The organism is Paraglaciecola hydrolytica, assembly GCF_001565895.1.
Lineage (GTDB): Bacteria > Pseudomonadota > Gammaproteobacteria > Enterobacterales > Alteromonadaceae > Paraglaciecola > Paraglaciecola hydrolytica.
Genome location: NZ_LSNE01000003.1, coordinates 1,066,310 through 1,090,168, shown reverse-complemented (window position 1 = coordinate 1,090,168; position 23,859 = coordinate 1,066,310). Strand labels below are relative to the sequence as shown.

At 41.0% G+C, this 23,859-nt stretch carries 24 protein-coding genes; 10 read left to right on the top strand and 14 right to left on the bottom strand.

Going from position 1 to position 23,859, the window contains the following annotated elements:
- The first annotated feature begins 83 nt into the window (after positions 1-83).
- Entirely contained in the window at positions 84-917 is an 834-nt protein-coding gene (locus AX660_RS07275; RefSeq protein WP_068375333.1) for an FAD:protein FMN transferase, read from the top strand.
- 20 nt (positions 918-937) lie between these two features.
- Here the strand turns inward: AX660_RS07275 and AX660_RS07270 are convergent, their stop codons facing one another.
- From AX660_RS07270 to pdxR, 11 genes are all read right to left on the bottom strand, one after another.
- Positions 938-2,878, bottom strand: coding sequence for an endo-1,4-beta-xylanase (locus tag AX660_RS07270; protein ID WP_068374607.1), 1,941 nt, complete (start codon positions 2,876-2,878; stop codon positions 938-940).
- A gap of 98 nt (positions 2,879-2,976) precedes the next feature.
- Positions 2,977-3,252, bottom strand: coding sequence for a peptidylprolyl isomerase (locus AX660_RS07265; protein WP_068374604.1), 276 nt, complete (start codon positions 3,250-3,252; stop codon positions 2,977-2,979).
- A gap of 110 nt (positions 3,253-3,362) precedes the next feature.
- Positions 3,363-3,773, bottom strand: coding sequence for a DUF6491 family protein (locus tag AX660_RS07260; protein WP_068374601.1), 411 nt, complete (start codon positions 3,771-3,773; stop codon positions 3,363-3,365).
- Between the two features lie 165 nt (positions 3,774-3,938).
- Positions 3,939-4,640 (bottom strand): hypothetical protein, encoded by a 702-nt coding sequence (locus tag AX660_RS07255; RefSeq protein ID WP_082768802.1) that lies wholly within the window; start codon positions 4,638-4,640, stop codon positions 3,939-3,941.
- 2 nt (positions 4,641-4,642) lie between these two features.
- Entirely contained in the window at positions 4,643-5,419 is a 777-nt protein-coding gene (locus AX660_RS07250) for an FTR1 family protein (protein ID WP_068374595.1), read from the bottom strand.
- Positions 5,409-5,759, bottom strand: a complete 351-nt coding sequence (locus AX660_RS07245; protein ID WP_068374592.1) for a cupredoxin domain-containing protein — start codon at positions 5,757-5,759, stop codon at positions 5,409-5,411. The genes AX660_RS07250 and AX660_RS07245 overlap by 11 nt, the downstream gene beginning before the upstream one ends.
- Positions 5,752-7,077, bottom strand: coding sequence for an ATP-binding protein (locus AX660_RS07240; RefSeq protein WP_068374589.1), 1,326 nt, complete (start codon positions 7,075-7,077; stop codon positions 5,752-5,754). Before AX660_RS07240 ends, AX660_RS07245 begins: the two co-directional genes overlap by 8 nt.
- 3 nt (positions 7,078-7,080) lie before the next feature.
- On the bottom strand, positions 7,081-7,743 hold the full coding sequence (locus tag AX660_RS07235; protein ID WP_068374586.1) for a response regulator: 663 nt from the start codon (positions 7,741-7,743) through the stop codon (positions 7,081-7,083).
- A 70-nt stretch (positions 7,744-7,813) separates the two neighbouring features.
- Positions 7,814-8,440, bottom strand: coding sequence for a tetratricopeptide repeat protein (locus tag AX660_RS07230; RefSeq protein ID WP_068374583.1), 627 nt, complete (start codon positions 8,438-8,440; stop codon positions 7,814-7,816).
- A 39-nt stretch (positions 8,441-8,479) separates the two neighbouring features.
- Positions 8,480-8,983, bottom strand: coding sequence for an FxsA family protein (locus AX660_RS07225; protein WP_068374580.1), 504 nt, complete (start codon positions 8,981-8,983; stop codon positions 8,480-8,482).
- Positions 8,984-9,092: 109 nt separating this feature from the next.
- Positions 9,093-10,565, bottom strand: coding sequence for a MocR-like pyridoxine biosynthesis transcription factor PdxR (gene pdxR / locus AX660_RS07220; RefSeq protein ID WP_068374577.1), 1,473 nt, complete (start codon positions 10,563-10,565; stop codon positions 9,093-9,095).
- A gap of 237 nt (positions 10,566-10,802) precedes the next feature.
- On the opposite strand from pdxR, the gene AX660_RS07215 reads away from it, so the two are divergent.
- From AX660_RS07215 to AX660_RS07205, 3 genes are all read left to right on the top strand, one after another.
- Positions 10,803-11,759: a TlpA family protein disulfide reductase gene (locus tag AX660_RS07215; protein ID WP_157884311.1), complete on the top strand. Its 957-nt coding sequence runs from the start codon at positions 10,803-10,805 to the stop codon at positions 11,757-11,759.
- 328 nt (positions 11,760-12,087) lie between these two features.
- On the top strand, positions 12,088-13,896 hold the full coding sequence (locus AX660_RS07210; RefSeq protein WP_068374574.1) for a protein-disulfide reductase DsbD: 1,809 nt from the start codon (positions 12,088-12,090) through the stop codon (positions 13,894-13,896).
- Between the two features lie 127 nt (positions 13,897-14,023).
- Entirely contained in the window at positions 14,024-14,788 is a 765-nt protein-coding gene (locus tag AX660_RS07205; protein WP_068374572.1) for a substrate-binding periplasmic protein, read from the top strand.
- 33 nt (positions 14,789-14,821) lie between these two features.
- On the opposite strand, the gene AX660_RS07200 is transcribed toward AX660_RS07205, so the two are convergent.
- Positions 14,822-15,457, bottom strand: a complete 636-nt coding sequence (locus AX660_RS07200; RefSeq protein ID WP_068374570.1) for an RpiB/LacA/LacB family sugar-phosphate isomerase — start codon at positions 15,455-15,457, stop codon at positions 14,822-14,824.
- A gap of 260 nt (positions 15,458-15,717) precedes the next feature.
- Here AX660_RS07200 and AX660_RS07195 point away from each other — a divergent pair, with 260 nt between their 5' ends.
- A complete protein-coding gene (locus AX660_RS07195; RefSeq protein ID WP_068374567.1) occupies positions 15,718-16,227 on the top strand; it encodes a hypothetical protein in 510 nt (169 codons plus the stop codon).
- A gap of 98 nt (positions 16,228-16,325) precedes the next feature.
- On the opposite strand, the gene AX660_RS07190 is transcribed toward AX660_RS07195, so the two are convergent.
- Positions 16,326-17,576 carry a malic enzyme-like NAD(P)-binding protein gene (locus AX660_RS07190; protein ID WP_068374564.1) on the bottom strand — a complete coding sequence of 417 codons (1,251 nt, stop codon included), beginning with the start codon at positions 17,574-17,576 and terminating at the stop codon, positions 16,326-16,328.
- A 260-nt stretch (positions 17,577-17,836) separates the two neighbouring features.
- Positions 17,837-18,535, bottom strand: coding sequence for a transporter substrate-binding domain-containing protein (locus AX660_RS07185; protein WP_068374561.1), 699 nt, complete (start codon positions 18,533-18,535; stop codon positions 17,837-17,839).
- A 127-nt stretch (positions 18,536-18,662) separates the two neighbouring features.
- Here AX660_RS07185 and AX660_RS07180 point away from each other — a divergent pair, with 127 nt between their 5' ends.
- The 5 genes from AX660_RS07180 (at position 18,663) to AX660_RS07160 (ending at position 23,820) form a co-directional block, all read left to right on the top strand.
- Positions 18,663-19,070: a hypothetical protein gene (locus tag AX660_RS07180; protein ID WP_068374557.1), complete on the top strand. Its 408-nt coding sequence runs from the start codon at positions 18,663-18,665 to the stop codon at positions 19,068-19,070.
- Between the two features lie 81 nt (positions 19,071-19,151).
- Entirely contained in the window at positions 19,152-19,826 is a 675-nt protein-coding gene (locus AX660_RS07175) for a YjbF family lipoprotein (RefSeq protein WP_157884310.1), read from the top strand.
- A gap of 32 nt (positions 19,827-19,858) precedes the next feature.
- The gene (locus AX660_RS07170) at positions 19,859-20,581 is read left to right on the top strand and encodes a capsule biosynthesis GfcC family protein (protein WP_157884309.1); all 723 of its coding nucleotides are present in this window, start codon (positions 19,859-19,861) and stop codon (positions 20,579-20,581) included.
- A 110-nt stretch (positions 20,582-20,691) separates the two neighbouring features.
- Positions 20,692-22,683 carry a YjbH domain-containing protein gene (locus AX660_RS07165; RefSeq protein ID WP_106404050.1) on the top strand — a complete coding sequence of 664 codons (1,992 nt, stop codon included), beginning with the start codon at positions 20,692-20,694 and terminating at the stop codon, positions 22,681-22,683.
- Positions 22,684-22,860: 177 nt separating this feature from the next.
- Complete coding sequence (locus AX660_RS07160) at positions 22,861-23,820, top strand: SMP-30/gluconolactonase/LRE family protein (RefSeq protein WP_068374544.1); 960 nt, start codon at positions 22,861-22,863, stop codon at positions 23,818-23,820.
- The last annotated feature ends 39 nt before the right edge of the window (positions 23,821-23,859 follow it).

Below are 23,859 nucleotides of genomic sequence, written 5' to 3'. Positions count from 1 at the left end.
GAAGTAGTTTGTTAGCCAACAACACAATAAACGCCTTTAGCATAGAAGCCAAAAACGACCACTACTGTGGTCGTTTTACGGCTATGGCCAGCCCCTGTGAATTATTAATTGAAACTCAAGATCACGAGCTAGCTCAACAGCTTACTTTGTTGGCGTGGCAAGAAAGTAAACGCATCGAACATAAATTCAGTCGCTATCAAAAGGATAATCTTCTTTACCAAATCAATCACGCCATCGGCAGCCCTGTGGTTATTGATGACGAAACGTATCGACTATTAAGCTTTGCGCAAACTTGTTATGAGTTAAGTGACGGCATGTTTGATTTGAGCTCTGGTATATTGCGTCAGGCTTGGCTTTTTGATGGCTCTGAACGTATACCCTCTACGCAAGCGGTTAATAAGCTACTGCCCTTAATTGGCTGGTCTAAAGTGCGGTTTGATCATAAAACCATACAAATGCCCAAGGGCATGGAATTGGATTTAGGCGGTATAGGCAAAGAGTACGCAGTGGATTGTGTGGCTAAACTTTGTCAGCTTAAAGCACCTGATACCTCAATAGTGGTTAATTTTGGTGGTGACATACAAGTGACTCAACCCAGAAAAAACCAGCAAGATTGGCATATCGGTATTGAAAGTCTGGCTGATGAAAAAGCAGCAATTAAGATCCTTAAAATTAAAAATGGCGGATTGGCAACCAGTGGCGATGCTCGACGTTTCTTAATCAAAGATGGTGTACGTTATAGCCATATCCTTAACCCTAAAACTGGCTATCCGATCATGAATGCCCCACGCTCAGTTACCGTTGCCGCTCCCCACTGTATTCAAGCAGGTTTGTTGGCCACACTGGCTTTATTGCATGGCCAACAAGCTGAAGCCTTTTTACAAGAGCAAAACCTACAGTTTTGGTGTTATCGCTAATCAATGTTATGGATTAAAACCTAGTGATCCATTACCAGTTCAAAATTAGCTATTTGTCCTTTTGTCACAGTAATATCAAACATTTTGCTGGTTTCACCCACTGTTACGGTAACTTGATAATCACCATAAAATCCGCGCTCAGCAAACGTGCCGGCGTCATTTGTTGTACCACTAAAATTATTCCACCACTGTTGATAGATCAATTGATACCAAGCCTCTGCATTGGGTTTTACCTGCCAGTCTTGAGTAAACATCGCCGCTTCAGGCAACCAGTGTTGGCCCGCCCAAAAGCCCCAAAGCTGCACACCGACAGTAGCAGGGTGACTAAAAAATAAAATAAGGAAATCACGGGTATAGTCGGCCTGTAACTGTTCATCTTTGGTATTGATATCAAATTCCGTCGCGCGAATGGCAAGTTCAGGAAAAGCACTATGGTAACGATCAAGCAAGTTGTACAAGGTGTTCATTGGCGTCAGGTTTTCACCAAAATGACTTTGCAAGCCAATGCCGGTAATTGGGGCATTATTGTCGACTAAATAACGAATAGTATCCTCATAATGTTGTTGATGAGGTGCATTGCGTCCACCACCAGATAAAATTGAATAATCGTTAATAAACAAGCCGTGTTCTGGCAGGTTAATACGTGCCTGATTAAACCAATCTAACATTACTGGCTGTCCAAAGGCGTCCATCAAATAATGGTTATCAAAAGGCTCATTTAACACATCCCACTCATCCAAATACTGACTGGTTTTTTGGGTGATGTCGTCAATATGATCCAGTACAACTTGTTTAGCCGCCGGATCCGCTTGACTGAAATCTTCTGGCAAATACTCTTGCATTAAATTAGGTAAGTTGCGTTTTGAGGGCCACACCAATACGTGACCACGAGTATAAAATTGATTATCTTTAAGCCACGTCAATGCTTCAAGTGTTTGTTGCTGGTTAAATGACGAGCCCCATTCACCCGCCCAAGGCGCCCATTTTAAGTCATTTTCAGTACCAGACTGATTAAAGTACTTAAGTAGGGTTTGACGATATTTATCGCCGTCATCTGATGATTCTAATAATTTTCCAGCAGCGATAACAGAACCAAAGTGATAGGCATGACGTACAAACTCAAGCTTAACATCAGCATTAGCTACAAGTTGGCCCTCACTATTTTTGACGATTAAATTAAAATCCCCTTTACGATGGGTTTCAATTCTTTCTAACGCATCTGCGCGCCAAGCTGCATCGAGTGCACGACCTTCGTAACTTAATTCAGTTTTGGGCAAACTCGACAATTCTTTGGATGCACCATAGTTATATAACTCGATGCCGCCAATTTCATAAGTCTGTGCCTTATCACCTGCGCCTAGGCCAAACTTTAAATGTATACCACCTTTGGCGAAGGCTTGGCCAATTTGTACTGGGATGAGGTATTCTTGCCATTCGCTATCGCTGATAATTTCTCTGACCATATACTTAGTGTAATCAGGTGCAGGGCCTTCCATAAACACCGTGGTAAAACCGCTACCGGTTTCGGATAGAGTTTTGGTAGTACGAAAATACAAATGCACCAACATCACATCATCTTTTGCCACCGCTTTATTTAAGGGGATCAGAATTTGACCATCCCAAAACTCACCACCTGGGTTTAGCACTTCTACTTTCAATGCTTGACTAAAATGCTCATGAGTTGCCGCCACCACAGTGACTTTTGCGGCAGGGTTATTCGCATTACCAAGATGTGTGACGGGGTTTAAGGCTTCACTGCTTGTAACTACCAGATCGCCACCACTTGGAATATCACTATTCACTGGTGTAGTGGGTGGTGTTGGAGCAGGTGGAGGCGTTGGCACAGATGGCGGTCGCGGTATTACCGGTGTTGCAGCTTGCCCACCAGAACTACCACAGGATGATAAAAAAACCATACTAAAACCAACAAATACACATAATCTAAAACGCTGTAACAACATTTAACTTTCCTCAGCCCGCACAACATTACATTCAACTTGTAAACGAGGAGTAATTAAAATGTAAATTCAGCGGCCTGACTAGTTAAAATTTACTTATTCTAATTGCGATATAAGGTTTTTATCAGGTGAAAACCAAACTGGGTCTTAACTGGCCCATGCACTTCCAATATTGGCTTTTTAAAGACCACATTATCAAAGGCCTTGACCATTTGTCCTGGTCTAAACTCACCTAAATCACCGCCTTTTTTACCTGAAGGACACAAGGAATATTTTTTGGCTAGTTGCTGAAAATTTCCGCCTTTATCTATCAAAGCTTTAATTTTTTCTGCTTCACTTTGGGTTTTTACTAAGATGTGGCAAGCACAGGCTTTCATCTTGTTCTCTTAAATACAGTTAGTTGGAGAGCTGCAGTTTAACCAACTTACTGTTTTGTGGGTAGTACAGCAGCTTTACTCACAAAAAAATGCTGTATTTAAAAACCAATTTATACCTTAGATAAGGTAAGAGATTGCTCGGCACTGATAGGATAAATTGACTCAATTCGACAGGTTTCAGCTGCTGGTCCAACAACAGATACAGTATCGTATTGGCTGCTTAGGCTTGAGTCTGAAAAACGATTTAGTTTGACAGCTTTTGCTTTGCTCAAGCCTAAACATCTTGATTTGAACTCAATCAAGTAATCTTCTTTTTTAGTATTGGTGATTACTAGGTAATCGTCAGAAAGAGCTTTCCAACCTGTGTACCTAAAACTGCGTATATTATCAATGTCACTAAGCTTTTCTGCTTGTACAAATTCTGCATAGCTTTTATTTTTTTCAGCTAAAGTCAGCGTGTGTGCGGTCGCACTGGCGGCACTAGTGATTAACACTGTGAATAGAACAATTGATTTTTTCATGCTATTTCCCTTAATTTGCTAGGTGCATATAAACTTCGTTTTTTGTTTATTCATGGCTAGTTTAATAACTTAAGGCTTATGTAATCTTAAAAAACGCCACTTATGTAAAACTACTTGAAGTTAAGTTAAATGGCAAGTTTATTGCCCAGCACTCACACACCATCGTTAAAAATCATATTCTAAAGCAAAACGCAGAGTGTGATCTTTACCTTTTCCGTTTAACCCAGAGATAAAGGCCAGTTCCCATTTTAATTGTTTGATCCCCTCATAGCGGTGCACGCCCATAAAGGCAGGACCAATACCGACAAAATCTTCGCCGGTATAAATCTCGATTGCAGGCTGAACCTCAGGCATAAAACGATAGCGATATTGTAATCTGAATTCCGTTTCGTACTCTTTATCTATGCTATCTCCCCACTCATATACCAATAAGGCATTCATGGTTAAACTGGTATGAGTAAACTCTTTTTCAAATAGGAGTCCGGTGGTAATTTCGTAATTGCCCTCATCATGCTGTTTTTCAAATTCAACTAACACTCCCCAATCTGCCCAGTACTGCCCTTGTTCGGTCAACATATAACGCGCTTCTAACTCATAACCCTGCAAACCATAATCGTCAGTTTCGTCACGCTCGCCACTAATATAGGCCTCGACTATGAGATATTCAGTCAAAGCCTGTCCATAGGCAAAACGCTGCGCTAGGACATTTTCTTCACTCGTTTGCCGGGATGCAAAGCGCCATTCAAACTTACGCTCATTCGCTACTACCCGCGGATGATAAACCTTATCGACGGGATTACCGTCAGCCCAAACTTGCTCGGCAAAGCCTAATAAACTCAGCCCAAGTATAAAAATTAAACGTAAAATGTTCACAGAGTATTACCTCTTGAAAAATGAGAAAACCCCTTGAGTTTTTGGTAATAAAACCAAGGCAGCACAATCGCAGCTAGATAAATGGCTACTTGTATCCTTGATGGGGTGGCGACATAACCAATGAGCACATTTAATAAATGCCCATATTCAGATTCATCATCAATCAACCATTGGCTATCCCATACAACCGATGATGTAGGCAGTAAATCAACTTGCACCAACAGATTCAAAGCGTTGATCAATTGCCCTGAGGCAAAAATCAATAACACTAACAGTGGCGCTGACCAGCCAAAACGAGAGCGCAGCGCCGTGACAAAAAAGAATAACAATACGGCCAGACTCAAACAAATGCCTGCACCAAGTAAGATCCCTAAAAACATCGATTGCAGAGCATTGGCTTGATTAAGATAACCATCAAAATACAATAAAAAGTTACTGCCTTTGGCAATAATGATGAGAACGATCAAAGCCAATGCCAGCCATTGGGGTTTACAGAAAGCCTTATTGGTTTTTACCAGCGAATGGCCCAGCATTAGCACCACAAAGTAGAGAGCAACATTTAATAGCCATAAACTTATCTCGATACCTGCACCTTCAAACATCGAGCCTAAACTATCCACTTGACGGATAAAAACCAAGGCCAGTAAAAGTCCACTAATCAATGCCGTGCACAGCATATTGAAACTTATACGCACCTGCGCCAACACTAAACCCAGAAGCACAAAGATCGGCAAAGCATCACGCAAAAACAAGATGACGGTATTAATCAACATTGCCGTCTCCCGCCTTTTCTAAAATAACCACCACAGAGCCACGGGCGGAATTAGGATTATATTCTCCAACAAACTCGTATTCGCCCGGTTTTAAAGGACCAATAAAAATAACCGCTTGGCTTTGAGCAAAAATCACTTTTTCACGGTTTAAACTAAAACTTTCAAACTCCTCAGGTGTTTCATCTAAATTATGGATTATCAGTTTTACTTTTTGACCAGCGGGAATAGTAATACGTGAAGGAAAAAACAAATGATCTTTAATTTCCAGATGATATTCGCTAATCGCCCACAGCGAAGAGCTGAAAAAAGCAAGCAGCAAGCTGATAAACAATCTAAACATGAGTATTGCCCCGAGCTGCAAAGAGTATATCCACTGCTAAACCACCTAGGTCTGCAGAGTGACTCAGTTGCAACTGCGCCTTATGTAATTGAGCAATATGTTTGGCGATGGCTAATCCCAAACCACAACCAGCAACATTGCTGGCATGCCTGTCACCGCCAATGCGATAAAAACGCTCAAACACACGTTCATATTCTGCTGGCTCCATACCTGGGCCCGAATCCTCAATCCGCACTACAGGTGTGTTTTGCTGAGTAGCTAAAGTGACTCTGATTAACCCCGCCGCAGGCGTATATTTGCTGGCATTTGAAATAAGATTTTGCAGCAATATGCCAAGTGCAAACTCATCACCAACAATAGCTTCGGTCCCCCCAAGCAGTTCAATTTCTTGTTGTTTTTGAGCAATTTGTGGGTAAATCGACGCAATCACCGTTTGGCACAATGCATTGAGATCCAAACTGACAAAATTGCCGCGGTACTGCTCAGGGTTGGTGTGGTTTAATAATAAAATCTGCTCAACAACGTGGCTCATGCGCTCTATGCCTTGCTGTAAAAAGTCCATGTTACATTGGGCTTGGCTATCGTGTTTTAATTCCAGCGCTAAATTATGCGCGTTAATTTTTAATACACTCAGTGGCGTTCGAAGTTCGTGGGCGGCATCAGCCGCAAAACGTTTTTCGCGCATAAATGCGCCATCTAAACGCTCAAACAGTTGATTTAGCGTATCCACAACCGGCACCAATTCTGCCGCCTGAGGCACGGCAGGGAGAGGACGTAAGTCATCGGCCTTTTTTTCTTGTAGTGCTTCAGATAATAAATTTAGTGGTTTTAAACCGGCACTGATGATCCAAAAAGTCAGCACAGCCAGTACCCCTATAGACAAAATAAGCGGGGTCACAGCGGCCAAAATCACGCTTTCTGCCAGTTCAAAACGTCGATTAAGAGGCTGGGCAACAATAAGCCAGCGTTGTTGCTCTGTTAACCAAAGGCTGTAAGTGCGCCAGCGCTGGGCTAAAAAATTACTTTCACTAAAACCCTGCTGAAATGCCGCTATGGGTGAAGTTAAACGGGCATTGGAACTTAAGAGTAATTGTTCATCTTGCCAAACTTGATAGGTAAACGCCGTCTCATCGAAGCTAAGAGCAGGTTGAACTGTCGATACCGTGGCCGACAAAACTAGAGCCAAAGCATACAGTTCATCGTCAAACACCGTGGCAGCCTTGAGCATACTGCTACGATAACCTTGAATTGCCGAGGCAAAGGTCACTAGGGTAATAACCGAAATGAGTATAAGAGTCAGGTAGCGGCGGATAGACAAGGCTTATTGACCTTTAGCAACACTGTAACCTACCCCACGAATAGTTTTAATAAAGCCATCCGGTAGTTTTTTACGTAAGTGATGAATGTGGACTTCAATGGCATTACTCGCCACTTCTTCACCCCACTCATAGAGTTTTGACTCTAATTGCTCACGGGACTGAATTCGACCGGCTTGTTCCATCAATACTTTTAACACCATAAACTCTTTACGTGGCACATCGAGGAGTTGTTTATCCAAGGTAACCTGATGCGCAGCGAGATCTAAACTAACTTGATTGATCACAATCACACTGCTGGTGGCCGTGCCTAAACGCCGCTCAATTACCCGCAAGCGCGCAATCAATTCATTTACATCAAAAGGCTTGCTTAAATAATCATCTGCACCTTGATCAAGGCCTTTAATTTTGTCTTCCATGGAGTCGCGGGCGGTTAAGATGAGCACAGGCAGTCGCAAGTTATGCTGACGAATTTTTTTTAACAGACTCAGTCCATCCATATCTGGCAAACCCAAATCAAGGATTAACATATCACATTCGTTGGTTTGAATTGTCAGCCAAGCTGACTTGGCATTATTCACATGATTAGCGGTAAATCCTTCAGCCCGCAGTGACTGGTGTAAGCCTCTGGCGAGTTGCATATCGTCTTCAACAAGCAGTATTCGCATACGCAGATCTCACATTTTTAATTGGTTTAACATAACCTAGACTCAGATTAACATGCTCTATAGTTTCTGTTTAGTGCTGTATTTTGGCCAACCGTTGTTTAGCCTGTATGAGCTGGAATTCTAACCTTGATAGTTGTGGCTCCAGACGCGCAACGTCCACGGCCTGTTGCAAATAGTGTTGGGCTTCAGGGTAGCGTTGTTGGTCAAATAAAAACTCGCCTAAACGTAAATTACTGATTAAACCATCTGGCTCAACTTCATAAGCTTTACGCAATAATCGCTCTGCCATCACTTGGCTGCCAAAAGAAAATGGCCAACCCGGAGTTTGATGGTACAAGGTACCAAGCTCGGCATAGGCTTCGCCGCGGTAAACCAAGGGGTCAAGTGATAAGGCATGTTGTAAATCATCGCGGGCTTGTTTAGCCACTTTTAAACCTTGCAGATGATTAACTTGTGTCGCGTAGTGGGTTTGCATAATGCCACTTAAGGCACAGGCTTGTGGATTATCAACGTGGTCTTGGCAAAGTTGTTGGGCTTGTTTTACTAAGCTGCCCAACTGATTTTTATACAGCTCCTGATTGACAAACATGGCTGAATCTTGCCAGTCGTTGTACAAGGCTGAAACCTTGTCATCTGTTGTCGCGTGCCCGGCAGCATGCAGCAAACAACATCCAACAATAACCAATTGTTTTAACATGAGTAGACATTTTAACGAGTTTAAGTATGAAGCAGGATATTAGTCAGGTTTTCTTAAGCCTTGCTTAATCGGGTCATCTTTATTTTCAAATTCACCCTCAATGATATCACCTTGCTGAGGATTTGATGATGAGGTTTGCTGATAGTGTGTACCCGAAAAAGGTCCTTGTTGAGCACTTGCTTGTACCACTTTTAAAGACATTTGTTTTAACAAGGCTTTTGCGATGATGGGGCGCGTGAAAGGTAAACAGAGTAAAAAGCCAAAGATGTCGGTGATAAAACCAGGTGTAACCAACAGCACGCCCGATATGACTAACAACAAACCTTCGGCCATTTCTTGGCCTGGGATAGTGCCAGTTTGCATTTTTTGTTGCGCGCTCAGTAAAGTACTTAAACCTTGTTGCCTAACCAAATACGCACCTAAAAATGCCGTAGCGATCACTATCGCAACCGTATTCCAGCCACCAATTTGTTCACCTACATTAACTAGAATGGTGATTTCTAAAATGGGTAAAAGAGCAAATAGAAAAAATAATTTTCCCAATGGAAAGCCTCCGGTAACGTTTGCCTCACTATAACATGGCTAGGCTAAGGGTATGGGTTTTAGTTCCTATACTTCAATGCAAAAACACATATTGTTACCTTTGAAGTGACTATGCCATGCATTGCGATAAGCGAAAAATACCTTCACTAATAAGCTTGTTGTCGATTCCACCTAAACCAAAAATCAAGCCATTTATATTGCTGCTATCATTAGATAAATCGTTAATAGCATATAGTTTTACACCTCGCTGTAAGACTTTGTTGGCAAGGGCTTGAGCATTAAAATCGGCTGTGATCAATGCCGTCATATGTGCTCCAGATGAAATCACAATAGGTTCTACTTTATCTTTTAAGTAGTGCTCAAGTGCCCACTGCAATGAATCTAAACGTTGATGATAACACTTACGTAATTTTTGAATGTGACGAACAAGATGTCCTTGGTGAATAAACATGGCTAAGGTTTCTTGCAGTAAAATGGGGCTATGCCAATCACAGTAGAGTTTTGCAGTCACTATCGCCTCTCTTGCCCAATGGGGGGTAACTAAAAAACCTAGTCGTAAATCTGGCATCAAACATTTTGAAAATGTACCAACATAAAATACCAAACCATTGTTATCTAAGGTTTGCAAGGCATCTAAGGGGCTGCCCTGAAAGCGAATTTCACTATCGTAATCGTCTTCAATAATCGATGCACTATGTTGTTGTGCAAATGCCAATAACTGTAATCGACGTGGCGCCGACATTTTCACGCCAGTAGGAAACTGATGGGATGGGGTGACATAAATGACCTTACAATTCGCCGGAATCTGCTCTACCACTATACCTTGCTCATCAACGCTAACATCGATAATTTTTGCCCCCGCTGCAGCAAAAATATGCCGCGCAAAAGGGTAGCCTGGGCTCTCCATGGCAACTTGGGTCTGGCCAGGTGTTATTAGGATCCTTGCAAGTATATCTAAGGCTTGCTGAGCTCCCGCAGTCACAACAATATTATCGATATGGCAGGCTACTGCCCGTGATACTGAAACATGCTGTGCAATAGCAGAGCGTAATGACAACTGTCCTGCCGCAATAGGTGCTGCCAAACGGCCTTGCTCTTGTAATCGAGATGCCTGTGTAAGTAATTTTCGCCATAGGGTAAAAGGAAAAAATCCGAGTTCAGGAATACCCACACTAAAATCAAATTCGATCGGTGTATTATTTACAACAAACTGCGGCGCAGATTGCTCGCGCCAAAAAGCACTGAGCTTTTTTTGTTGCTGTTGTTGACGAGCAAGAGCGGACTGGGAGGATGTTTGCTGTAATACTTTTTTCAATTGTTGTTGATGTATATCAGCCACATAGGTACCAGCCCCAGCGTGAGAATACAAATACCCTTCGCTACTGAGGGTGGCGTAAACAGCAATAACGGTATTGCGGGATACACCTAAGTGCTCAGCTAATTTACGGCTAGGTGGCATGTTTAAATTGGCTTGCAGACGGCCATCTGCAATGGCCGTTTTTAATTGTTGGGCAATAGATTGCTGTAACTGCTCTCCTTTGTTTTTGGGTAAACAAATATTTAATTCAAATATAGGATCCATTTACTGCCCCTGTTTTTTATTGACCGTTCGTTGGCTAAAACCAGTGTTAATTGGCCGTACTGAGTGTAAGGCCTCAGTGAAATTGGATCTATAAAAACACTCATAGTTGGCTCTTTAAAAGAACCAACTTATCCAACACACTATTATCATTATTAGGAGTGACGTTTTTAACATTGGGACGAATTAAATATGAGAAACATGATAAAGAGCGGGATGCACGGTAGTGCAGTAATGACGATGATTAAAACTTACTTGGCATTATTTATACCTACAATTGCCATGATGGTGGCAATCTGCAGTTTTTCTTTTTATGCAGTGGCTGAAGAAGTAAATAGCGAAGCGCTTTATGCGCAGCCCATCAGTTTGTTAAATGGTCAAACACTTAACTTACAAAGCTATGTAGGGCAAAAGCCCGTTTATCTAAAATTTTGGGCTAGTTGGTGTCAGCCTTGTATGCAAGAAATGCCTCATTTGCAGCATGCCTATGAAAAATACGCAGAGCAAATCGAGATTATCGCGGTCAATGTCAATATTAATGAAACCCAGCAAGATATTGCTGCCGTTATTCAGCGTTTTGATCTTACTTTACCTATCGCCTTAGATCATGATAGTGCCTTAACTTATCATTATAAAATGCTCGGCACGCCTTATCATGTATTGCTCAATAAACAAGGCAAGGTAGTGCACAGCGGTCATCAGGCTAATAACAAATTAGATCATAAATTACAATTACTGGCGGCCGACAACGGCGCAAACATTGCCACCACACCACTGACTGATAATAGTGGCCACACCACTCAATTAGCCGATATTAAACAAACTGATGGCTTGGTTTTCTTTACCGCAACTTGGTGCGATTGGTATCTAGCTGAAACACGCTCGGAAATGTCAAAAGCCTGTATCGAAGGGCAACAAGAAATCAATCGTCTACAACAAGCCATGCCCCACTTGCACTGGTATGGCATCCTAAATCACTTATGGACAAGTGAAGAAGATCTTGATGCTTATAGTAAAAAGTACCAAATAAAATACCCTGTGGCCGTGGATAATGGAGGCGATGCTTTTTTTAGTTACGGTGTGCATGCTTTTCCTAGCCTTATTATTTTTAAAGATGGGGTAGAACGCTACCGCACTGCTGATATTGTCAATAATTCGCAGCTTTTAGCAGCTATTCAGCAATGGTTAATGCCCTAGCCTAGTGGCCTGTTTTTGCTTTCTACCTATATATAATTGCTAAAGCAGAAGCCAAACAATAGTAAATGCTAAAACAGTGAAATTTATCTTAGGCTCTACAGGTCAATTAAGTCCGAGTTGTGTAGGGTTTTTCTGCGCTGCCTGATACTCTTGTTACAACAGAGATCAGGCTTAAAGCGACGCTAAAGTGCGCGCATTACTTGAAGCACTTAATTTGTTTAAGTTAATCTTAAGCAGGCACTTTTATAGTGCACCCTTTTATACAAACTATGGCGAGGGGAATATCTGATTTAGATAAACCTAAGCCTACAATGAGACTTGCCGTTCTATGAAATTGATTCGCCCACTACTGATTTTATTGGCCTTATTTACCACACTGACTAGCATTGCACAGCAAGGTGACCCTTTCAGTGAGCTGTTTGCTGAAGAGCCTGAGTTTTTGCCTGTCGATGAGGCTTTTCAATTTGATTTTAAACAGCATAATAATGAGTTGGTGCTGAGCTGGACGGTAGCCGAGGGTTACTATTTATATAAAAAACAATTTAAGACTGTAGTTAAAAATGCTGAACTAGCGGAGCCAACTTACCCTGTCTCAGAACAAATTGAAGACGAATTTTTTGGGCTTTCGGACATATTTCGCCAGCAAGTAGCCATTACTTATCCCATTATTCATTCGGTACAGGATGGTGTGGTTAAAATTCAATATCAAGGCTGTGCCGATGCTGGTCTATGTTATCCACCAACCATCAAAGTTGTTTATTTAAATGAAGTGGCAGGTCTACAAACTCCCCCCCCAGCTGAGCCAATAATTCCAACAGCAACAGCTGATGTACCGGTATCACAACAATTCGAATTAGCCGATTTACTCACCAGCGAACAAAGCCTAATGTGGACCTTGTTGTTATTTTTAGGTTTGGGTATTGGCCTGGCGTTTACCCCTTGTGTGTTTCCTATGTACCCAATTTTATCCGGTATAGTTATTGGCCAGGGTAAAGGTATCAGTAGCTCTCGCGCCTTTAGTTTATCGTTTATTTACGTACAAGGTATGGCGTTAACTTATTCACTCCTAGGTTTGATAGTTGCTTCGGCGGGGGTGCAATTTCAAGCGAGCTTGCAACACCCGGCGATTTTAATCAGCTTGATCGTCATTTTTGTTTTATTGGCGGTGGTAATGTTTGGGGCTTATGAATTGCAAATGCCTTCTAGCTGGCAAGAAAAACTCAATTCAATGAGCAACCAACAAAAAAGTGGTAGTTATATTGGGGTATTTGTAATGGGGGCAATATCAGGTTTAGTTGCATCGCCCTGTACCACAGCGCCACTCACTGGAATTTTATTATTCATCGCCCAAAGTGGTGATTTGCTTTTAGGCTTTTCAGCCTTATACGCCCTAAGTTTAGGCATGGGCATACCCCTTATTTTGTTTGGTATTACTGGTGGAAAACTGCTGCCTAAAGCCGGTAACTGGATGAATATAGTTAAAGTTACCTTCGGTTTTATGATGTTAGCCGTGGCCTTAATGTTTGTAGAACGTTTAGTCAGTCATTTTGCCACTGATATAGCCTGGGCTTTACTTGGTTTGTGTGCTTTCAGCTACTTTTATGTGATGAACGCCAATAGCAAAACAAGCTTTTTTAAAGGTCTCAGGGTAATGTTGATTTTTATCGGCCTGCTTGCTTCCGCTTTATACGGCTATAGCTCTATTGCCCCGTTAGTTTCTGTTGCGTCTGTTACCAGCACCATACATCAACAGTCTGCTAACTCTGAGCACCCAGATTTTATGTTAGTAAAAAGTATTGAGGATTTTGAGCAAAAACTTGCTAAAGCTAACGCCGAAGGCAAGACCGTTATGGTCGATCTTTATGCTGACTGGTGCGTAGCCTGTAAGGAGTTTGAAAAATATACTTTTCCCGATCCCGCCGTGATAGAGGCCTTAGGTAACACAGAGTGGATGCAAATTGACCTAACTGACAACACACCCGTCAACCTAGCATTTCAGGAACATTTTGCGGTACTTGGTTTACCCACTATTTTGTTTTTTGATAAACAAGGGGCAGAGCTTAAATCCGCTCGTGTTACGGGTTTTATGCAGGCAAGGCCTTTTGCAGAGCATGTAAAAGGCATATTTCAGCGCTAATTTAAAAGATAAAATTTACACAATTCAACTAGCCTACGTTGACTAACTGAACTTATTCCGCAATAACTAGCACATACTATGAAGGTGCGTTAGTTTTAATAACGGCAATTTAGGGACAACTAGGCTTTTGCGTATATTGATTTTTATATTCAACAAGTTAATTCCTTCTTTAATACTGCTCAGTTTAGTCGTAATAAACACGCAAAAACTTTGCGCTGAAGAAGCCGCCTTACCCACTTTGCGCTACAACTTAGGTGGCAGTTCTGCATGGGTGCCATACGGTTATTTTGGTGACCCAAAGAAGCAGGGGATTTTTGCCGATGTTATACATGCGATTATGCAACACACAGCAATCCCCTATGAGTTTTATTACTATCCGCCGAAGCGCGCCGAAATGGCTATTGAAGATGGTAATCTTGATTTTGACTTTGTGAGTCCAGAATGGTTTAAAAATGGTGATATTGGTGATGAATTTGTAACAACAATTGCCATTTTTGACCTGATAGAATACGTCGTAACATTACCCCAAAATGCCCAGAAATTTACTCACACTGAAGCAATTTATGGTAAAAGAATAGGCACAGTTGCAGGTTATTCTTATCGAGATGATGATAAATTTACCCGAGAGGATTTTTTATCTGAAAGTCACTTAATTGAAGGTTTAGCCAAGCTACGTTTTGAAGCGGTAATATTGGAAGGTGTAACGGCGACTTATTGGGCTAATATGCATCAAGTAGCTATTAGCCTTGCAACAGTCCATTCACAGGGTGATATTGTTATCAGACTGCGTAAAGAATACAGCGAATTCATCCCAGCCTTTAACCGCGCTATTGTTTTGCTACAAAAGAACGGTCAAATCAAACAAATTCTGCAAAATTACAATGTACATTAATGCTTGTGCACACTTCCCTGTGTGCACTTCAAATTAAGCAATTAAGGTTTTTACAAAAGCCGCAAGTTCATCATCCTGACAATTTTCAAAAAAACATGCTTGAAAACGCTCGCCGCCTACTGCAGTTTTCAGTAATTCTGGATCAATCGCTTTCAAACCTTCAAGGTAAGGTTTAGTTGTAGCCGCTTTTATTGATTCTAAGATCCCAGCATTAGCTGCTTGAGATTCTCGGCGCTCAGGCGGATAGCCAAGCCCTTTAGCGCCAGTAAAGGCTTTCTCAAAAATATAACGCACGTTGAGTTCCGCGCCCCAACCAAAGCCTTTAGCAAAAGCCAATGACAGTGCATTACCATTATTGATTTGTGCAAACAGATAAGCATCAGCCGGATCGATACAATAACCACAATTGACCCCAGGGTAGGCGTTTAATGACATCAAGGCTCCCTGCCCTGTCCCACAGCCAGCAACAACAAAATCAACGGCTTTTGAGTTAATTAACAACGATGCGATTATACCAAGATGAATGTAGGTTAGACGGTGATCATTATCGTCACTCATACCTACGTTGAACACACTATGACCTAAGCCTGAGGCGACATCATTAAGTTGCTCCAGTACCACAGCGTTTTTAGCCGCTTGGCTGAATTCGTTCATTAGGGCGATTTTCATATAGACTCCAAATTTAAAATATAGCTGATAGTTAATTTTGGCATTTTTAGTAAGAGAAAAATATTACAACCGCAAATTTTGTTTAGTTATGAATAATTTTGATTATGTTTGCTTGATTATTGACGACACATCACCGAACAGACTAAAAAAATAGCTCAAGCTTAGCCTATGACTTTTTTAAGGTTGAATTTTGTATTGAGTATCCTATTTAGTCTGAGTGAAAAGCATTAGACTCTTGCATTAATATTATAGGAGTTAAGATGAAAACCTTTTTAGTGCTGTTATTCTGTTTGTTAAATGTTGTTATGCCTAAAGCTTCTGCCTTTGAAGTCACACTTACTGAACAACAAGTCAGCGACATGTTGCAAATAAGATTCCCTGTGCGTCAGAGTTATCAGGGTTTTGATATCACTTTTTCAGATCCAAAAGTAAATATAGAAGGTGCAATAAATAATATTAAGGTCAAAAGTGTGATATTGGCTCAACAAAACGGTCAAAAACTACGAGCCATCGCCAGCGTCCAAGGCCAAATAAACTATAACCAAAAAGAACAAGTCATTGAGATTATCAAGCCCAGTTTGGTTGAGTTTACTATTTTGGATAATTCAATCGCTCAATCTGAGCAGACCATCAATACACTTAAACAAGCAATTGGACAGCAATTACCCATGATTTTTCTGCTCGACATGAAACAAATAGGTCAATTATTGCCCGGATTACAACCTAAAAACATAGCGCTACGGGGTAGTAACATCGTTATCAATTTCTAGCATATATAGTACTGTCTATCTTATTCATTCGAGCGAAGAAGCTAGACAGTCTAGGGTTCTTATCCGAAATTGAGGTTGCTGAGCAAAAAACTTAAGCCTTAGAGTTCAGACATATAGTCCACAGGTAATGTGGTTATTCTCGCCACTCCTGACTCAATAGCCGCTAGCGCCACAGCTTTGGCTACACGTTTGAGTAAACGAGGATCCATAGGTTTGGGAATGATGTAATCCTTACCAAAACTCAAACTTGTTACCTTACTGGCTTTTAACACAGATTCAGGTACTGGTTCTTTAGCGATTGAACGAATAGCATCCACTGCGGCAATTTTCATTTCATCATTAATTCGTGCCGCACGAACATCCAAAGCGCCACGAAAAATAAACGGGAAACACAATACGTTGTTCACTTGATTGGGGTAGTCTGAGCGCCCCGTCGCCATAATCAAATCACTTCTAACAGCGTGGGCTATTTCAGGTTTGATTTCAGGGTCAGGATTAGAGCAGGCAAACACAATAGGATTAGCCGCCATTAGGGCTAAAGCTTCGGGAGGCAATACATCAGGCCCAGATACCCCAACAAAAACATCGGCATTTTCTAAGGCATCTTCTAAAGTGCGCTTGTCGGTATTATTGGCAAACAAGGACTTATATTCTGTTAGATCACTACGCCGAGTATGGATAACACCTTGTCTGTCGAGCATATAAATACGCTCGCGTTTTGCCCCACATTTTACCAGTAGCTCCATGCAAGCAATTGCGGCAGCGCCTGCCCCCATGCACACTACAGTCACTTCGCTTATTTCTTTGCCTTGCACTTCAAGAGCATTCAACATACCTGCCGCGGTCACAATAGCAGTGCCATGTTGATCATCATGGAAAACTGGAATATTACAGCGCTCAATAAGTGCCTTTTCAATCACAAAACATTCTGGAGCCTTAATATCTTCGAGATTTATGCCCCCAAACGTATCAGCTATATTAGCCACAGTATTAATAAAATCGTCGGTGCTGCTGTGACTTACTTCAATATCGATGGAATCTATCCCAGCAAAACGTTTGAAGAGTAACGCTTTGCCTTCCATGACAGGTTTAGAAGCCAATGGGCCTAAATTACCTAAGCCCAGAATAGCCGTACCATTGGAGATAACAGCGACCAAATTACCTTTGGCTGTATATTGATATGCCGCATCTGGATTAGCCGCAATTTCGCGCACTGGTTCAGCAACACCAGGGCTGTATGCTAACGCAAGATCGGTGACACTTTCGGCGGGTTTAGTTATTTCGATGCTAATTTTTCCCGGCGTGGGCAAAGCGTGATAATCAAGTGCTTGTTGACGAAAATCAGTCATTGATGTGTTAGTCCTGTGTAGGGTGAATAGCTAAAGTGTTGTCTTTATTGAATTATTTCAACACTACTTACAGAATCATCTAACTCCATGAGTTTATTATTGTTTTTTTGATATCTCTGCAAGACGGAATGTAACATAACAAACTAAGTGGCACATATCAGATGAGGGGATTTTTTAGCGAATAATTACTATAAACGGAGGTGATAACTCTACAAAAACTGCGAATAACAATAGTAGCAAATAGGCAGATAAGGTTATTTTTAGGGCTGCTCAACGCTTCGCATCAAACGTAAACCCAGATCCAATTTGTCAATTAACGGCTGAATTTCAGGTTTGTTGTTAAACGCTACATAGATATCACTGATGTGATTTACCTGACCTTTTTTAAGGATAGTCGTTGGAACTTGCATTTTACTTAAATAAAACTCAGCAACATCATCAAACATGATGGCCATATCTACGCGGTTTTTCAGCATTAAATTAATGATTTGAATTTGATTAGATACTCTAATTTCTTTAAATCTACTACGGTTCATTTCATACGACTCTCCGTATTCATATCCCAGTATCAAAGCGATAACTAAACTATCAGGTGCTTCATTAATGGACGTGAAATCTAAGTGCGACGTGGAAGGATAATAGAAGCTGGCCTTTGCTTGTAATAAAGGCTCTTCACCAAAACTAAATTGCGCAATGGTACTCTGCTGCTTAGTGACATTAAACGCACCATCTGCCTCACCCATTTTGGCCATATGCAGTGCTCTGGCATAAGGCACAACAACAAATTCCACTTCTACACCCACTAACTGGTATGCCTGTAAAATAGTTTGCTGCGAAATACCCTCACCATCACTGCGAGAAAAAGGTGGCCAACTATCCTCTGCAGCTAATACTATTTTGTTTTTTGCGTGACAATTACACGCTAACAAAATAATCACCACTAAGGTTATTATTTTCAATGCATCTCCTTTTGTTAAGATGTTGATATCAGATGTTATAGCCAGCCATTATTGCTGTCAAAATAAGCATTGAGATCACTTCAAGCTTGCATTAGTATACGGATAATTATTTTAATAAGGATTTTTTATGAAAAAAATTGCTATGGCATTATTAAGTGCTGGTTTGTTAATTTCGAGTGGTTTGCACGCAGACGAAATGGCTGGTGGTTCTGAGGGTTCTGTTTGGGCCTCTGGTGAAATGAAAAAGACCGCAGTTATCGTTGGTACTGTGGTAGGTGGCTTAATTGTTGCTGGTGTTGCGAATAGTAATGGCAGAATAGTCAAAGCTCCAATTAAGCCTCCAGTATGTGAGAGTGATGAGGTTTTGGTTGGTGGTGTGTGTGTGCCTGTTGGGCCAACTGACCCAGTATGTGAAGGTGATGATCCATTAGTGGACGGAGTATGTATCGGTACTAATGTAACAGTAACCGTATCTGGAACTACGACAATTTATGTCCCTGTAACATTTACTTATCTTCCTACTATCCCTAGCTAAGAAGTTGTTATTTTACGAGCCGCCTAATGGGCGGCTTTTTTATTGTAAATCACTGCCTAGATATAACAGAACAATATGCCAATGAGTCGAATCTATAGCTATTATTATATTTTTATATTGTTAAGTTTATTATCCTCTTGTTCATCAACTCATCAAGCCTATTTACGAACTCTAAAATTAGCCTTCGATGAATCACAAGACATAATTTTGCAAACAAATGATATCAGTCAATCTCCTGTTGATCTTATTTACGTTAAAAAAGGAAGTTTCCCTACTATTGTGCTTGCTCTGGCTTTTATTGAAAACGATGAATATAAGTGGATTTCGTCAGATAAGGCGTCTTTGATTGAGCAAAATGGACGAATTATAAAAACTCTTTCGTTGGATCATAATCTTGATTTTGTCACGGCCGATGTGGAAGATCCTCTAATCCATCCTTTGGCTATCAAAGATTCTGCCACTTGGCAAAGAGAGATAGACTTTGATGGTTCTCATTTTGGCGTTCAACTAGATTCGGTATTTTCTCAAAAGGGATCTCAAGTCTTGGCTATTCTAGAACAAAATATAGAAGTTGTTTTAATAGAAGAACGCGTAAGGGTAATCGAAAACAACGATCATGATTTTAGTGAAAGTGAATGGCTAAATCAGTTCTGGCTTAACAAATCATCAGGCAGAGTCATACGTAGTAATCAAAAAATTACGCCAAACAGTGATTTTGTTGATATAACCTATATTAGCAGGGCATTAAGGCTCTAAAATTTTTGATGCTTTTAAATGGAAACTCTAAATTGACACCTCGCTTACTCATTCTCTATTTTTTAGCTTCTACGTTTAGCGCCTCTGCTAAGGTATCTATCCAAGTAAATAACGAATTTTATAGTTTTGCAAATAATCCCCGTTTAGTTGAAGTGCTCGCTAAAGTAACCGAAAACCAGCAATGGTATTGGCCGGCTAGTGCTTTATATCGCTTAGAGTCGCTATTGGTAGAAAAACAGCGACGTGAGATCATTAACCGACTTGCATATATACAATTATCTTTGAGTCAAGAAGATGCCACCAAAGTGAATGGCTTAATTGGACAAATCAATCAATGGAACTTAGCCGAACGCGTTAATATCAAAATTGATTATGATGCAGCACAAATGAATGCCAACAATAATCCTCGCTTTGAAAATGGTTCATATCGCTTAGATCTTATAACACGACCGAAGTCTGCCAGTGTATTTGGATTAATTAGCGCTACTTTCTCAATTGATCTAAGTAATAAACAATGTGCTCACCAGCATATTAGAGCCTTATCGGAAGACCTAATCAATCACGATTATGCTTACCTTATCCAACCTGATGGCACTACTAAAAAAATTGGCATTGCATATTGGAATACGGAATGCGTTGATGTTATGCCGGGCAGTCAGATTTACTTGCCATTGCCAGAATCGCAATTCTTTCAGGATAACAGCTTATTAAACGAACAAATTGTTATGTTAGCCAAAAATAGGATTGTTCAGTGAGTTATAAACCGTTGTTTCTGACCAGATTGAGTTTATTACTTAGCTATCTATTAATCCTTGCGGTAACACAAGCAAACGAATTGCCATATTCCAATGGGCAAGTTTCGCAAATGGTGCGTGGTGGAGTTGGTCTATGGCAAGTACCAACGGCACGTATGGCCGCTAATGGTAGCTTAAGTGTTAACTATACTGATAACGAAGAATACCGTTTTTGGTCAGCAAGCTTACAGCTCTTTCCCTGGATGGAGTCGACTGTCAGATATACTGACGCACGCACTCGTTTATACAGTGATGTACCTTCTTTTAGTGGTGAGCAAACTCTTAAAGATAAAGGTATTGATGTTAAGTTCCGTTTATTGCAAGAGAACTATTATTTACCCAACATTGCTGTTGGATTTACTGATATAGGTGGTACAGGCTGGTTTGCCAGTGAGTATATTACTGCTAGTAAAGCCATCGGTCCTTTCGATTTTCATTTAGGTCTCGGATGGGGATACCTCGGAACCGGTGATAATCTATCTAATCCATTTTGTGAACTCAGTGATTCATATTGTAATCGTACATCAGGTTTTTCAGGTCGTGGTGGTATAGTTGAGTTTGATAAATTTTTTACCGGAACCACCGCTTTATTTGGTGGTCTTGAATATGTAACCCCTATCGAAGGGCTTAGGCTTAAGCTGGAATACGAAGCAAAAAACTATATCAATGATCGTGCTGGTAATTTGCAACAAGATAGTTATTGGAATTTAGGCGCAGTATATCAATGGCAGGATTTTGATTTTAGTTTGAACTATCAACGGGGCAATACTGTAGGCTTTGGTGTGAGTTACAAATTTAATATGCATACGGTCAGTCAAGCAAAAATTGATAGTCCCCCACGGCCACTGTTTAATAGTCAGCCTGCTGCTTCAATGGAAGAGTTAGATCGTAATAGACTTTATAATGAGCTGTACTCGCAGGGAGGTTTTTCGCTTAGTGCAACCCATACCACTGCCGATGAAATGACCTTTTATGGCATGCAACTAAACTACAGAGAAAAAGATGAGGCGATTGAACGTGTAGGTCGCATTATTGCCTCAGAGCTCCCTAATGACATTAAAAAATATAGCATTGTAGAGACTACTGGCGCGGTTCCGATGTTGGAAACGGTTATAGATGCAGAAAAATTTAAGTCCGCCGCTCGCCTAGAGTCTTTGGAAAATGATATTAAGGCTAGTTACTTTCGTCAGGATACCGACATAGATACTCTAGAAAACTTTAAACCCAACAGAACGTCTGGAGTGTTTTATAGTGCTGATAGTTTCTGGATCCAGACCTTTGGCAGCCCTGAAGATTTTTACCTTTATCAAGGCGGTTTATTCTTAAGTGGAGGTTATGCCTTTAATAATTTTTCCGTTGTGAGTAGCGTTAAAGCCACGCTTGTCGAAAATTTCGATAAGTTTACTTTTAAGGTAGATAACCAAGACACTTCTGTACCGCGCGTCAGAACTTATGCAAGAGAGTACGTCACTCGTAGTAAAGTCACCATGGAAACGGCCTATGTAAGTTGGTTTGATCGCATAGCAGAAAACACTTATGCCCAAGCTTATGCAGGTTATCTGGAAAGCATGTTTGGGGGCATTGGTGGTGAATTACTCTATCGGCCAGTTGACAGTAACTTTGCTTTTGGTGTGGATGTAAATTATGTGCAACAGCGCTCTTATGAAAATGATTGGGACTTTTTCGATTATAAAGTTTTAACTGGCCATGCAAGTATCTATTGGCAACCTTCGTTTTTACCCGATACCCAAATAATAGTCAGTGCCGGACAATTTTTAGCGAAAGACAAAGGCGTTAATATTGATTTTGCCAAACGTTTTGATAGCGGCATTATTGTCGGTGCTTACGCGGCCTTTACGAACGTATCTGCCGAAGAATATGGAGAAGGTAGTTTTACCAAAGGATTTTATATCTCACTACCCTTTGAATTATTTACCCTTGAGCCAGCTAGAGGCAGAGGTAAACTACCTTGGATCCCCATTGCCCGTGATGGTGGTCAAAAGCTCACTCGCCCTGTTGAACTTAGAAATATCACTGAAGTTCGCTCACCTTTTTATGACTAATAAAATGGTGTTCGCAAAGTTTAGTTTTTGTTATTTTATTGATAGTGCTGGTTTTAGTTGACCAGCCCTAATTCCCTTCTGAACACCTTAACAAACGATAAATATTAAGCAAAAGCATTGTGAAATACGTAAATTTCATTAGTCTACTGCTTTCGTTTTCAATATGGATTTAGAAAGATGAAATATCCCGCTGTTACTTTGTTGGCTAGTATCCTACTGTTAGCCTGTCATTCATCCAATACTGCGGCCCAAACACCTCAGCTACCGGCGTATTGCATAGCTGGTGAAACACAAACTATTGTAAGTGATAGCGCAGTTAGTTTGATTGCAGATGGCTTTGTTTTTCTCGAAGGCCCAGTTTGGATTGAGTCTTTAAACAGTTTCTTATTTTCAGAAATGGACTTTAGTGGGCCACAGGAAAATGGCCCACGCTCTGTTATACATCAACTAAGTTTACCAAATAAAATCACACCATTTATCGACAATGCTGGCAGTAATGGGCTCGCTACTGATGGTCAAGATTTGCTTGCAACTACCCATGATGATCAAGGAATCACTCGTTACAGCCTAACAACTAAAAAGCGCAGTGAAGTACTCGATACCTTTGAAGGTAAACAATTTAATTCACCTAATGATTTAGCGATATCCAATCGTGGAGATATCTATTTTAGCGATCCAGACTGGCAGTTAGGTAGTCGTGCAAATCAAACCGGCATGACAGGAGTTTATCGACTTGCAGCCAAGGGTGAAGTCAGCCTAGTGGATGGCACTTTGCGTAAACCCAATGGCGTTGCGCTATCAGTCAACCAGCAATGGTTATATGTTGGGGATGCTAATGGCAAAATTGGCCGTTACGCAGTTAATTCAGATGGTTCTACTGCTGAACGTAAAGAGTTTGCCGAAGTACCGCATCCTGATGGCATGGCGATGGACTGCGCAGGAAACTTATATGTCGCAAGCCATACAGCAGGTAAATTATATGTTTTGTCGCCACAAGGCTTGGAGCTTGCCAAACTGGATATCGCCCCGCGGTTGACCAACGTTGCCTTTGGTGGCCCAGAGCGCAAAACAATATTAATCACGGCAGGCGGTAAGTTATTTACCATAACAAGCCCGATTGCTGGACTGCCGTATTAATTCGTAATTGCCAGTTAAGGTTAAAATTAAGTTTAACCT